The 12,032-nt window shown below is 76.0% G+C and carries 12 protein-coding genes; 7 read left to right on the plus strand and 5 right to left on the minus strand.

The window, feature by feature from the left end:
- Positions 1 to 48: 48 nt before the first annotated feature.
- Positions 49 to 3,336 carry an error-prone DNA polymerase gene (locus AB0N04_RS28535; RefSeq protein WP_360214166.1) on the plus strand — a complete coding sequence of 1,096 codons (3,288 nt, stop codon included), beginning with the start codon at positions 49 to 51 and terminating at the stop codon, positions 3,334 to 3,336.
- Positions 3,337 to 3,433: 97 nt separating this feature from the next.
- Here AB0N04_RS28535 and AB0N04_RS28540 read toward each other — a convergent pair whose 3' ends face one another.
- The gene (locus AB0N04_RS28540) at positions 3,434 to 4,264 is read right to left on the minus strand and encodes a TIGR03084 family metal-binding protein (protein WP_360214168.1); all 831 of its coding nucleotides are present in this window, start codon (positions 4,262 to 4,264) and stop codon (positions 3,434 to 3,436) included.
- A gap of 147 nt (positions 4,265 to 4,411) precedes the next feature.
- Here AB0N04_RS28540 and AB0N04_RS28545 point away from each other — a divergent pair, with 147 nt between their 5' ends.
- Positions 4,412 to 5,233, plus strand: coding sequence for a LuxR C-terminal-related transcriptional regulator (locus AB0N04_RS28545; protein ID WP_360214170.1), 822 nt, complete (start codon positions 4,412 to 4,414; stop codon positions 5,231 to 5,233).
- An 88-nt stretch (positions 5,234 to 5,321) separates the two neighbouring features.
- Here AB0N04_RS28545 and AB0N04_RS28550 read toward each other — a convergent pair whose 3' ends face one another.
- The 3 genes from AB0N04_RS28550 to AB0N04_RS28560 all read right to left on the minus strand — a co-directional run bounded on the left by AB0N04_RS28550 (position 5,322) and on the right by AB0N04_RS28560 (position 8,138).
- Positions 5,322 to 6,857 carry an AMP-binding protein gene (locus AB0N04_RS28550; protein ID WP_360214172.1) on the minus strand — a complete coding sequence of 512 codons (1,536 nt, stop codon included), beginning with the start codon at positions 6,855 to 6,857 and terminating at the stop codon, positions 5,322 to 5,324.
- A gap of 118 nt (positions 6,858 to 6,975) precedes the next feature.
- Positions 6,976 to 7,338, minus strand: a complete 363-nt coding sequence (locus AB0N04_RS28555) for a MerR family transcriptional regulator (RefSeq protein WP_360214259.1) — start codon at positions 7,336 to 7,338, stop codon at positions 6,976 to 6,978.
- Between the two features lie 32 nt (positions 7,339 to 7,370).
- Positions 7,371 to 8,138: an SDR family oxidoreductase gene (locus AB0N04_RS28560; protein ID WP_360214174.1), complete on the minus strand. Its 768-nt coding sequence runs from the start codon at positions 8,136 to 8,138 to the stop codon at positions 7,371 to 7,373.
- A gap of 242 nt (positions 8,139 to 8,380) precedes the next feature.
- On the opposite strand from AB0N04_RS28560, the gene AB0N04_RS28565 reads away from it, so the two are divergent.
- From AB0N04_RS28565 to AB0N04_RS28580, 4 genes are all read left to right on the plus strand, one after another.
- Entirely contained in the window at positions 8,381 to 8,839 is a 459-nt protein-coding gene (locus tag AB0N04_RS28565; RefSeq protein ID WP_360214176.1) for a group II truncated hemoglobin, read from the plus strand.
- A complete protein-coding gene (locus AB0N04_RS28570) occupies positions 8,836 to 9,393 on the plus strand; it encodes a GNAT family N-acetyltransferase (protein WP_360214178.1) in 558 nt (185 codons plus the stop codon). Before AB0N04_RS28565 ends, AB0N04_RS28570 begins: the two co-directional genes overlap by 4 nt.
- Before the next feature lie 4 nt (positions 9,394 to 9,397).
- Entirely contained in the window at positions 9,398 to 9,784 is a 387-nt protein-coding gene (locus tag AB0N04_RS28575) for a VOC family protein (RefSeq protein WP_360214180.1), read from the plus strand.
- 170 nt (positions 9,785 to 9,954) lie between these two features.
- Entirely contained in the window at positions 9,955 to 10,602 is a 648-nt protein-coding gene (locus AB0N04_RS28580) for an NAD(P)H-binding protein (RefSeq protein ID WP_360214182.1), read from the plus strand.
- 4 nt (positions 10,603 to 10,606) lie between these two features.
- Here AB0N04_RS28580 and AB0N04_RS28585 read toward each other — a convergent pair whose 3' ends face one another.
- Complete coding sequence (locus tag AB0N04_RS28585; RefSeq protein WP_360214184.1) at positions 10,607 to 11,389, minus strand: class III extradiol ring-cleavage dioxygenase; 783 nt, start codon at positions 11,387 to 11,389, stop codon at positions 10,607 to 10,609.
- Between the two features lie 150 nt (positions 11,390 to 11,539).
- On the opposite strand from AB0N04_RS28585, the gene AB0N04_RS28590 reads away from it, so the two are divergent.
- Entirely contained in the window at positions 11,540 to 12,007 is a 468-nt protein-coding gene (locus AB0N04_RS28590; protein ID WP_360214261.1) for a MarR family transcriptional regulator, read from the plus strand.
- The last annotated feature ends 25 nt before the right edge of the window (positions 12,008 to 12,032 follow it).

A 12,032-nucleotide genomic window follows, 5' to 3' on the forward strand; every position in this document is an offset into this window, starting at 1 on the left:
GGCCCTGTGGGGGGGATCCGAGCACGAGAACGACGAAGGCGACTCCCGATGGGCTTCACCAGCCACCCCACCGTCCCCTGGAGCGAGCTGCACCGCCGCCTGGCCGGCGCGGCGCCGGACCGCACGGTCGTCCCCCTGCACCGCCCCGCCCGGCAGGACGCCGCCCCCGGCGGCCCGGGACACCCCGGCGGCCCGGGACACCCCGGCGGCCCGGGGCGCCCCGGAGGTTCCGGCGACGGCCCCGGTGCCCCCGCCGACGAGCCCTGGGCCGAGCTGCACGTCCACTCCGCCTTCAGCTTCCTGGACGGCGCCAGCGACCCGGAGGACCTGGTCGCCGAGGCGGCCCGGCTGGGGGTGGAGACCCTGGCGATCACCGACCACGACGGCCTGTACGGTGCGGTCCGGCTGGCCGGGGCGGCCCGCGGCACGGGCGTGGCCACCGCGTTCGGCGCCGAGCTGACGATCCGTCACGACGGTGCCGGGGACGAGCACCTGCTGGTGCTGGCCCGCGACCCGGACGGCTACCGCCGGCTCTCCGCCGCGATCGCCGCCGCCCAGCTGGCGGGCGGGGCGAAGGGCCGCCCGGCGTACGACCTGGCGGCGCTGGCCGGGGCGCACGGCGGCCACTGGGCGGTGCTCACCGGCTGCCGGCTCGGCCGGGTCCCGGCCGGGCTCGGGGACGGCACCGCCGGGCGGCGGCTGGACACCCTGGTGGAGGCGTTCGGCCGCGACAGCGTCCACGTCGAGCTGATCGACCAGTGGCTGCCCGGTGACGACCGGCGCAACGACGCCCTCGCCGCGCTCGCCGCCGAGCACGGCCTGACCGCCGTCGCCTCCACCAACGCCCACCACGCGGGCCCCGCCCAGGGCCGGCTCGCGCAGAGCCTGGCCGCGCTGCGCGGACGCCGCACCCTGCAGGACGCGGCCGGCTGGACGCGGGCCGCCGGCACCGCGCACCTGCGCTCCGGCCGCGAGATGGCGGCCCGGCTGGCCCGCTTCCCGGGGGTGCGGCGGGCCACCGCCGAACTGGGCCGCGCCTGCGCCTTCGACTTCGCCCGGCTGGACCCCGAGCTCCCGGGCTTCCCCGTCCCGGCGGGCGAGACCGAGATCGGCCACCTGCGGGCCCTGGTCGCCGCCGGCGGCCCGGCGCGCTTCGGGCCCGGCAACGCGGCCGCCCGGCGTCAGCTCGCCAAGGAGCTGGACGTCATCGAGGACCTCGACCTGGCCGGCTACTTCCTGATCGTGCACGACATCGTCGACTTCTGCCGCCGGGAGGACATCTGGTGCCAGGGCCGCGGCTCGGCGGCCAACTCGGCGGTCTGCTACGCGCTGGGGATCACCGCCGTCGACCCGGTCCACTACCGGCTGCTGTTCGAGCGCTTCCTGTCCACCGCGCGGGACGGGCCGCCCGACATCGACCTGGACATCGAGAACCGCCGCCGCGAGGAGGTCATCCAGTACGTCTACCGCCGTTACGGCCGCGAGCACGCCGCGCAGGTCGCCAACGTGATCACCTACCGGCCGCGGCTGGCGATCCGCGACGCGGCCCGGGTGCTCGGCTACCCGCAGGGCCAGGTGGACGCGTTCAGCCGGCAGACCGACTTCCGCTCCGCGCCCGGGGCGGACGCCGTGATCCCCGCCGACGTGCTCGCGCTCGCCGCCCAACTCCACGGCCTGCCGCGGCACCTGGGCATCCACTCGGGCGGCATGGTGCTCACCAGGGAGCCGATCGGCGAGATCTGCCCGACCGAGTGGGCCCGGATGCCCGGGCGTTCGGTGCTGCAGTGGGACAAGGAGTCCACCGCCGGCGCCGGGCTGGTGAAGATCGACCTGCTCGGCCTCGGCATGCTCGCGGCGCTGCACGACGCCTGCGACCTGGTCGCCGAGCACCACGGCCTGCGCTACGACCTGGCCGGCATCCCGGACGACGACCCGGGCGTGTACGCGATGCTGCGCCGGGCGGACACCGTCGGGGTGTTCCAGGTCGAGTCGCGGGCGCAGATGGCGACGCTGCCCCGGCTCAAGCCGGACCACTTCTACGACCTGGTGGTCGAGGTGGCGCTGATCCGGCCCGGGCCGATCCAGGGCGGCTCCGTCCACCCGTACCTGCGCCGCCGCGCCGGGGCCGAGCCGCCCGGCTGCCCGCACCCGCTGATGGAGAACGCGCTCGGCAAGACCCTCGGGGTGCCGCTGTTCCAGGAGCAGATGATGCAACTGGCCATCGACTGCGCGGGGTTCACCCCTCCCGAGGCCGACCGGCTGCGGCAGGCGATGGGTGCCAAGCGCTCGCACGAGCGGGTCGCCGAACTGCGCGAGAGGCTGCTCACCGGGATGGCCGAGCGCGGCATCCCGCCGGAGGTGGCCGAGGACGTCTACGGCAAGATCGAGGCGTTCTCCAACTACGGCTTCCCGGAGAGCCACGCGATCAGCTTCGCCTACCTGGTGTACGCCAGCGCCTGGCTCAAGTACCACTTCCCGGCGGCCTTCGCGTGCGCGCTGCTGGCCAACCAGCCGATGGGCTTCTACTCGCCGCTCAGCCTGGTCTCGGACGCGCGGCGGCACGGCGTGCGGGTGCGCGGGGTGGACGTCAACGCCAGCGGGCCGCGGCCCACCCTGGAGCCGTACCGGGGGCCGACCCCGAAGCCGCCGCTGACCGCGGGCCGCCCGCAGCCGGCGATCCGGCTCGGCCTGGAGACGGTGCGCGGCATCGGCACCCCGCAGGCCGAGGCGATCGCGGCCGGGCGGCCGTACGCCGACCTGGAGGACTTCGCCCGTCGCACCGCCCTGCCCGCGCCGGTCCTGGAGGCGCTGGCGACGGCGGGGGCCTTCGACTGCTTCGGTCTGACGCGCCGTCAGGCGCTCTGGTCGGCAGGGGCGTTCGCCGGAATATCGGACGGGGTGATCCCCGGCACCACGCCCGGCACCGAGGCACCGGAGCTGCCCGAGCTGAGCCCGGTCGAGGCGACCATCGCCGACCTGTGGGCCACCGGCACCTCCGCCACCAGCCACCCGCTCCAGCACCTGCGCACCCACCTGGAGCGCGGCGGCGCCCTGTCCGCCGCCCAGCTCCCGGACGTGCCGCCGGGGACGGCGGTGGTGGTCGGCGGCCTGGTCACCCACCGGCAGCGGCCGCCGACGGCCGGCGGGGTGCTCTTCCTCAGCCTGGAGGACGAGACCGGCCTGATCAACGTGATCTGCAACCGCCCGGTCTGGGAGTCCCAGCGCCGCACCGCCCTGGACCGGGCCGGCCTGCTGGTGCACGGCCACGTCGAGCGCGACCGCGGCGCCACCAACCTGATCGCGACCCGCCTCACCCCGCTGCGGATCGGCCTCTGAGGCCTGCGCCCTCCGAGGCCTGCGCCCTCCGAGGCCTGCGCCGAAGCCCGCCCCCGACGCGTTCGCCGGGGGTGGGCGGGCCGCCCCGCCGAACGCGTCAGGCGCCCGCGTCCCGTCCCTTCCCCGGCGCCCCGGCGAAGGCCTGGGCGATCGGCAGCCAGGCGGTGGCGACCGGGCCGGTGGCGGTGAGGGCGAGGTCGTCGCGGTGGCGGCGCTGGGTCACCAGCAGGCAGAAGTCCAGTGCGGGACCGGCCACCAGGTCCGTCGCCCCGGCCGGGCCGAAGGTCCACGACCCGCCGTCGGGGGCGGTCAGTTCGAGGCGCACCGGCTGCTCCGGCACGGGCAGTCCGCGCAGCTGGAAGGCGAAGCCGAGGGTGCGCAGCCCCAGGTGGGCGATGTGCCGCAGCCGGTCGGTCGGCTCCCGCACCACCCCCAGCGCGTCGGCGACGTCCTGGCCGTGCGCCCAGGTCTCCATCAGTCGCGCGGTGGCCATCGAGGCGGGCTTCATCGGCGGGCCGAACCAGGGCAGCCGCTGGTCGGCCGGGGCGGCGGCCAGCGCGGCCAGCGCCGCCTCCCGGCCGGCCCGCCAGCGGGCCAGCAGGGCCGCCGGTGCGGCCGCCGCCCCCTCCGCGGCACCGGCCTCCACCGGGTCGGTGCCGGCGTCCAGCAGCGCGCCGAAGTGCTCGCCGAGCGCCGTGCCGAAGCCCTCCGCGTCGCGGGCGGCGAGGGCGGTCCAGTCGTCGGTCCAGGCCAGGTGGGCGATCTGGTGCGCGACTGTCCAGCCCTCGGCGGGGGTCGGGCGGGCCCAGCCGTCCGCGGGCAGGTCGGCGACCAGGGCGTCCAGCACCGCGCTCTCGGCCCGCAGGTCGTCGAGCAGCCCGGTCAGGACGTCCGCCGCGGGCGGTGTCGGGGCGTTCGGATCCGTCATCGGTTCCCTTCCTCCGGTCCCGGCGCATTACCCGCCGGTAATCCACGGCCGCACCCTACGCCGGGCCCGGCCGGCCCGCCCGGAACTCCGCGGAACCCGCACGTCGGACCTCTCGCCAGCGGCCGTGGCGCGTGTGACAATCTCGCGGTGAAGACGGACCCCAGGGCCGCGGACACCCCCAGGCCGACGCCCGCGGACGACCCCGGGATCGGCGCGCGCGCCGCCGAGTTGGTGCGGGACGCGGTGCTGGGCGACCTCGCCCGCCGGGTGGTGGCGCAGTGCGGGGCGGACGTCGGCCTGGTGGGCGTGCCCGAGCCGCTGCCGGTGGCGGTGCCCGGGCACCGCGCGGGCGAGGACGGCCTGGTGCTGCGGCACTGGGCGGGCACCCGGGCGGACCTGCTGCACGACCGCCCCGTCCCGACCGGCACCGGGCTGGGCGGGCGGGCGCTGGCCGAGCGGGCACCCAGCTGGGTGCCCGACTACCGTGCCGCCACCACGATCTCGCACCACCACGACGCCGCCGTCAGTGCCGAGGGCCTGTACGCGATGCTCACCGTGCCGCTGCTGCACGGCGGCACCGTGTACGGCGTGGTGTACGCCTCGCTGCGCGCCGTCGTCCCGTTCGGGGACGTCCGGATCGCGGCCGTTGGCCGGCTCGCGGCGACCGCCACCCGGGCGCTCGCCGGCGCCGCGGCCTGGGGCCGCCCGGAGTCCGCACGGCCGGGCGCCGGGCCGGGCGCCGGGCCGGCAGGCTCCGGACGGACCGCCCCCGTACGGCCGTTGACCCCGCGCGAGCACGAGGTGCTGCGCTGGGCGGCGACCGGCCGGACCAACCCGGAGATCGCCGCCCGGCTTGGGCTGACCTGCAACACCGTGACGGGCTACCTGAAGTCCGCCATGCACAAGCTGGGGGTCCGCAACCGGACCGAACTCGCCGTGGCGGCCCGGGAGTCCGGCCTGGTCGACTGACCGGAGCCGGTCGGCCGACCCGCCCCCTGTGCCGGGTCGGCCGACCCGCGGTCCGCGCCGGCCCGGTCGACCCGCCGTCCGCGCCGGGTCAGTTGACCTGCCGTCCGCGCCCCGACCAGTACGGCTCGCGCAGCCGGAACTTCTGCAGCTTGCCGGTGGCCGTGCGCGGGAGGGCCTCCCGGAACTCCACCGAGGTGGGGGACTTGTAGCCGGCCAGCCGCTGCTTGCAGTGCGCGATCAGCTCGGCCTCGGTGACGGCCTCCCGGCCCTCCCGGAGCACCACCAGTGCCTTGACGGTCTCGCCCCACTTCTCGTCCGGCACGCCGATCACCGCGGCCTCGGCGACCGCCGGGTGGCTGTACAGGCAGTCCTCGACCTCGATCGAGGAGACGTTCTCCCCGCCGCTGATGATGACGTCCTTCTTCCGGTCCGAGATGGTCAGCTGGCCGTCGGTGAGGGTTCCGCCGTCACCGGTGTGGAACCAGCCGTCCCGGAGCGCCTCGGCGGTGGCCTCGGGCTGCTGCCAGTAGCCGTCCAGCACGGTGTTGGAGCGCACCAGCACCTCGCCGGACGGGTCCACCCGCAGCCGGGTGCCGATCGCCGGCGCGCCGGCCTGCACCAGCCGCTCGGCCCGCTCGGCGGCGGGCAGGGCGTCCCACTCGGCGCGCGAGCGGTTGACGGTGACCACGGGGGAGGTCTCGGTCAGGCCGTAGAGCTGCATGAACTCCCAGCCCAGCTGCTCCTCGACCTGCTGCACCACGGAGGTCGGCGGCGGCGCGCCGGCCACGATCATCCGCACCCGGTCGCGGCCGGGCACCGGGCCGTCCCAGTCGGCGGCCGCGTCCAGCACCATCTGGACGACGGCGGGCGCCCCGGACAGGAAGGTCACCCCGTGCCGCTCGACCCGGCGCAGGATCTCCGCGCCGTCCACCTTGCGCAGCACGATGTGCCGGGCACCGAGCCCGGTGAGCGAGAACGGCAGCCCCCAGCCGTTGGCGTGGAACATCGGCAGGGTGTGCAGGTAGACGTCCCGGTCGCTCGCGCCGTAGTGCAGGCCCATCAGCACCGCGTTCAGCCAGATGTTGCGGTGGGTGAGCTGGACGCCCTTGGGGCGGGCGGTGGTTCCGCTGGTGTAGTTGATCGTGGCGGTGTCGTTCTCGGAGAGCTCGTACCGCCGGGGGGCGTGGTCGAAGTCGTACAGCAGGGCGTCGCTGTCCGCGCCGAGCGTGAAGGTGTGCTTGGCCGTCACCCCGTGCAGGGAGTCGGCGAGTTCCGGGTCGACCAGCAGGACGGACGCGCCGCTCTGCTCGACGATGTACGCCACCTCCTCGGCGCGCAGCCGGAAGTTCACCGGCACCAGCACCCGCCCGTGGCCGCTCACCCCGAACAGGGCGGTCATCAGCCGGGCCGAGTTGTGCGACACGACGGCGACCCGCTCGCCGGGCCCGACGCCCAGCCGGTCCAACCCGGCCGCCTGCGCCCGGGCCAGTTCGGCGACCCGGCGGTAGCTCAGCTCGCCCCAGGATTCGGCCGGCTGCACCGGCTCGTCGACGATGCCGACCCGGTCGCCGTAGACCAGCTCGGCCCGGTCGAGGAAGTCCATCACGGAGAGTGGAATCTGCATGCGCCCACTGTCCTCCCCGGGCCGCCCGCCGCATACCCCCGATCGGGGGTGTCGCCCGCGCGGGCGTCCCCGTCCGCCGGTGCCGGCGCCGCCCGGGCCACCCGCCCGGGTGCCGGGGTCACGCTTTCGGGTGCGCCCCGGCCGCCGCGAGGGCCGCGACCAGCCGGTCCCGGGCCTCGGTCTGCGCGGCGATCCGGCGCTCCATGACGGCAAGCCGCTCCCGGGCGATCCGCAGCGCCTCCGCGGACGGAGCCTGCGCCAGCACGTCGCCGTCCAGGCAGCCGAGGAAGGGGCGGACGTCCTCCAGGGTGAACCCGGCCGCGACCAGCGCGCGGATGTTGCGCACCCGGACGGCGGCCTGCTCCCCGTACTCCCGGTACCCGTTGGCGGACCGCTCGGAGCCGATCAGCCCGGCCTGCTCGTAGTGCCGCAGGATGCGCGGCGTCGTGTCCGTCCGCTCGGCCAGCTCACCGATCCGCACCCGCACGGCCCCCGTTCCCGCTGCACGGCGCGTCACATCACGAGCGCGCCCCCGTCCACCGAGAACACTACCCCGGTGACGAACGAGGCCTGCGGTGAGGCGAGTTGGGTGACCGCCCAGGCGATCTCGGCGGGCTGCGCGATCCGGCCCAGCGGGGTGTGCGCGACCTGCCAGGCACGCAGCGCCGCCAGCTGTTCGGGGCCCAGCCCGGTGTGCTCGCCGATCGGCGTGTCCACCGCGCCCGGCGCCACCGCCACCACCCGGACACCGCGCGGCGCCAGCTGGACGGCCCAGCTGCGGGTGACCGACTCCAGTGCGGCCTTGCCCGCCGCGTACACCGAGTCCCGCGGCCAGCCGCGCTGACCGACGGCGGTGCTGATGTTGACGATCACGCCCCGGCTCCGGGTGAGCGCGGGCAGCGCGGCCTGGCCGAGCAGCACGGGGGCGACCAGGTTGGTGGCGAGCAGGGCCCCGACGCGCTCCCGGGTGAGGCCGCCGAGCTCCCCGCCGCCGACGACCGCCGCGTTGTTGACCAGTACGTCCAGCCGGCCGTACCGCTCCGTGGCCTCCCGCACGATCGCCTCCGGGGCACCCGGCCCGGTGACGTCCGCGACCAGCGGCAGGATCCGCTCCGGATGCGCGGCCGCCGTCCCTTCCAGCGGTTCGGGCCGCCGCCCGACCGCCACCACCCGCACCCCCGGGCCCTGCGCGGCGAACGCCCGGGCGGTCTCCCGCCCGATGCCCGTCCCCGCCCCGGTGACCACCACGACCCGCTGCCGTTCCGTCTGCTCGTCGTCCATGCCCCGAGTCTGCGAGCCTGCCGCCAGTGGCAGGGTCAAGCGGGCGGGGTCGAGCGGGCGGGCGCCTTCCCGCCGGCCTCCCAGTCGGCCTCCCGCCGGCCTCCCCACCGGCGGGGAGGCCGGCGTTCCACTTGCTGAGCCCGGCGCGAACAGACGCCGACCGGTGCGCCGGAGCGGCCGTCCACCTGTTAGGAAGGGCGCAGCACGCGGAGTCCCGCACGCGAACCACGGGGAGAACTGCCATGGGCGACGAACGCTCGACGAACCTCTACGAGGCCGTCGGCGGCCTGGAGGCGCTGCGCCGCCTCAGCCGCACCTTCTACGAGGGGGTCCTCGCCGACCCCCTGCTCGCGCCGGTCTTCGCCGGCTTCACCACCGCGCACGTCGAGCACGTCGCGGTCTGGCTGGCCGAGGTCTTCGGCGGCCCGGCCCGCTTCACCGCCGACCTCGGCGGCCACCAGTCGCTGCTCCGCTCGCACCTGGGCCTGGCCATCACCGAGGAGCAGCGGCTGCGCTGGATGGAGCTGATGGCCGACGCCGTGCGGGCGGAGCTGCCCGAGGACGAGCTGCTGCGGCGCCGGGTGCTGGAGTACTTCGACTGGGGCACCAGGATCGCCGAGGACGTCTCGGCCTCCCCGGCCGGAACCGACCTGGGGGACCCGGGCCCGACCCCACGCTGGGGCTGGGAGGGTCTGCAGTGACGGTCGCCGCCGCCGGTCCGCGGGCCCGGGGCCTGCTGCTGCGCCCCTTCGTGGAGGGGGACGCGCCGGCCCTGGTCGAGGCCTACCGGGACGCGACGCTGCGCCGCTTCACCCGGGTCCCGGTGGACGACGCCGAGCAGGCCGCGCACTGGCTGGGCCTGCAGGAGCGGGGCCGGGCGGAGGGCACCCGGTACAGCTTCGCGGTCCTGGAGGAGGGGGTGCTCGTCGCCAACGTCGCGCTCAAGCGCGGCGTCCCGGGCGGGCCGGTGGCCGAGGTGGGCTACTGGACGGCGGCCGCGGCCCGCGGCCGGGGGGTGGCCCCGCGGGCCGTGGAGGCGGTGACGGCCTGGGCGTTCCGGGCCTTCGCCGCCGAGGGCCTGGACCGGATCGACCTGCTGCACCAGGTGGACAACCGGGCCTCCTGCCGGGTGGCGGTCAAGAGCGGCTACGCCCTCCGGGAGGTGCTGACGGCCCTGCCGCCGGAGTTCCCGCTGGACGGCCACCGGCACTCCCGGAATCGGCTGGACGGATCGGGAGACGGCCGGTCAGAGTAGCCGGATGGCTTCTCTGGTACGACATGTGACGATCGACTGCGCCGACCCGTACGAGCTCGCCCGGTTCTGGGCGCTGGTGCTGGACGGCACCCTGGGCGAGGACGACCACCCGGGGGACCCGGAGGCGGTGGTGGAGTCCGCGGGCGCCTCGCTGCTGTTCATCCGGGTGCCCGAGGGCAGGTCGGTGAAGAACCGCCTCCACCTCGACCTGCAGCCGCAGGACCGCGGCCGGGACGAGGAGGTGGCGCGCGTGGTCGCCCTGGGCGCCACCGTGCTGGCCGACCGCCGCACCCCGGACGGGAAGGGCTGGGTCACCCTGGGGGACCCTGAGGGCAACGAGTTCTGCGTCGAGCGCAGCCGCGCCGAGCGGGCCGCCACCGACGGCGCCTGACGGCCCGCCGCCGGTCCGTCCGCGGCTCCGTGACGGCCCCTCCCGCGGGGCGGGCCGTCACACGACAGGCCGCCGCCCCGGGCCCGCACGGGGACTCCGTCTGATAATCGGACCTATCCGGCGTCAGCCCTGCGGTGACGCCCCGCCCCGGAGGAACGGCAGGTACCCCCATGGCCAGGATCGCCGTGATCGGCGCCGGCGGCTCCATCGGCGGCGCGGTCGTCACGGAGGCGGCGGCGCGCGGGCACGAGGTCACCGCCGTGGTCCGCGACCCGGCCCGCTACCGGGGCATCGCCGCCGCCGTGGAGCGGGCGGACGTCCTGGACCCGGCGCAGGTGGCCCGGGTGGCGGCCGGCCGGGACGTCCTGGTCAGCGCCGTCGGCGGCGGCGACGGCCCGGGCCACGTGGCGCTCGTCGAGCCGGCCGCCCGGTCGCTGGTGGAGGGCCTGCGCTCGCTCGGCGGCGCGGCGCCCCGGCTGGTCGCGGTGGGCGGGGCGGGCAGTCTGGAGACCGCACCGGGCGTGCGGGTCTGGGACGCACCGGGCCTGCCGGAGCCGGTCCTGCAGATCATGCACGCGCACGGCGCCGCCCTGGACTACTACCGGACGGTCGCCGACGTGCGCTGGACGGTGCTCAGCCCGGCCGCCGAGCTGGTCCCCGGCGAGCGGACCGGCCGGTACCGGACCGGCCTGGAGCAGCTGCTCACCGACGCCGGGGGGCGGAGCCGGATCTCGGTGCCGGACTACGCGGTCGCCCTGGTCGACGAGGTCGAGCAGCCGGAGCACATCGGGGAGCGCTTCACCTGCTGCGCCCCGTGAGGCCTCAGCCCAGCTGGATCGACCGCTTCGCCAGCCCCATCCAGAACCCGTCGATGACGCTGCGCTGGCTGCCGAGGTCGGCCTCGCCGGCGCCGAGCGTGACGAACAGCGGGGCGAAGTGCTCGGTGCGCGGGTGGGCGAGCCGCCCGGCGGGGGCCTTGCGTTCGAAGTCGAGCAGGGCGTCGAGGTCCTGCGCGTCCAGGGCGCGCCGGCCCCAGTCGTCGAACTCGGCCATCACCGAGCTGATCCGGCCCTCGCTGCTGAGCGCGCGGAGGTTGTGGGTGAAGAAGCCGCTGCCGATGACCAGCACGCCCTCGTCGCGCAGCGGGGCGAGCCGGCGGCCGATCTCCAGCAGGCGCTGCGGGTCGAGGGTGGGCATGGAGATCTGCAGGACCGGGACGTCGGCCGCCGGGAACATCTCCACCAGCGGGACGTAGGCGCCGTGGTCGAGCCCGCGGTCGGGGATGTCCTGGACGGGGGTGCCGGGGGCGCGCAGCAGTTTGCGGACGCGCTCGGCGAGCTCCGGAGCGCCGGGTGCCTCGTACCGGACGCGGTAGTAGTGCTCGGGGAAGCCCCAGAAGTCGTACACCAGCGGCACGGTGGTGACGGCGCCGACGGCGAGCGGGGCCTCCTCCCAGTGGGCGGAGACCATCAGGACCGCGGTGGGCCGGGGCAGGCCGGCGGACCAGGCGGCCAGTTCACCGGGCCAGACAGGGTCGTCGGCGAGCGGCGGCGCGCCGTGCGAGAGGTACAGGGCGGGCATGCGCTCGGGAGCCGCGGTGCTCATGGCGTCCTCCTCCGGGGTCGGACCGGGGTGCGTGGGGGCGGGGTGCCGGGTGGGGCGGGCGAGGTTAGTTCAAATTTGAACGTCTCGGAGTCGACGGTACACCTTCGTTCGAATTTGAACAACAGGAGTAGGCTTCACCCCATGTCCACACTGAACGAGCCCCGCTGGCTGGACCAGGACGAGATGGCCGCCTGGCGGGGCTTCGTCGTCGCGAGCAACCTGCTCAACCGCCGGCTGGAGCGCCAGCTCAAGGAGGACTCCGGCCTCTCGCACCAGCAGTACGAGATCCTGGTGCACCTGTCCGCCGCCCCGGCCGGGTCGCTGCGGATGACCGAACTCGCCGACAAGCTGGTCACCTCCAAGAGCGGGCTCACCTACCAGGTCACCCAGCTGGAGCGGATGGGCCTGGTCGGCCGCCGCTCCTGCCCCAGCGACGTGCGCGGCGTCTTCGCCGAACTCACCGACCAGGGGCGGGAGGCGCTGCGGCAGGCCGCGCCCGGGCACGTCGCCCTGGTCCGCGAACTGCTGATCGACGTGCTCACCCGCGAGCAGCTCGCGGTGCTCGCCGAGGGCCTCGGCGAGGTCAGTGCCCGGCTGCGCCTCGACGACGCTCCCTGACGGCGCGCCCGACGAACTGGCCGGC

It is taken from the genome of Kitasatospora sp. NPDC051702, assembly GCF_040681575.1.
Classification (GTDB): Bacteria; Actinomycetota; Actinomycetes; order Streptomycetales; family Streptomycetaceae; genus Kitasatospora.

What these genes read in the sequence shown, in the direction of transcription:
- AB0N04_RS28535 (WP_360214166.1), top strand. Translation starts at nt 49, where the DNA reads ATGGGCTTCACCAGCCACCCCACCGTCCCCTGGAGCGAGCTGCACCGC.
- AB0N04_RS28540 (WP_360214168.1), bottom strand. Translation starts at nt 4,264, where the DNA reads ATGACGGATCCGAACGCCCCGACACCGCCCGCGGCGGACGTCCTGACC.
- AB0N04_RS28550 (WP_360214172.1), bottom strand. Translation starts at nt 6,857, where the DNA reads ATGCAGATTCCACTCTCCGTGATGGACTTCCTCGACCGGGCCGAGCTG.
- AB0N04_RS28560 (WP_360214174.1), bottom strand. Translation starts at nt 8,138, where the DNA reads ATGGACGACGAGCAGACGGAACGGCAGCGGGTCGTGGTGGTCACCGGG.
- AB0N04_RS28565 (WP_360214176.1), top strand. Translation starts at nt 8,381, where the DNA reads ATGGGCGACGAACGCTCGACGAACCTCTACGAGGCCGTCGGCGGCCTG.
- AB0N04_RS28575 (WP_360214180.1), top strand. Translation starts at nt 9,398, where the DNA reads ATGGCTTCTCTGGTACGACATGTGACGATCGACTGCGCCGACCCGTAC.
- AB0N04_RS28580 (WP_360214182.1), top strand. Translation starts at nt 9,955, where the DNA reads ATGGCCAGGATCGCCGTGATCGGCGCCGGCGGCTCCATCGGCGGCGCG.
- AB0N04_RS28585 (WP_360214184.1), bottom strand. Translation starts at nt 11,389, where the DNA reads ATGAGCACCGCGGCTCCCGAGCGCATGCCCGCCCTGTACCTCTCGCAC.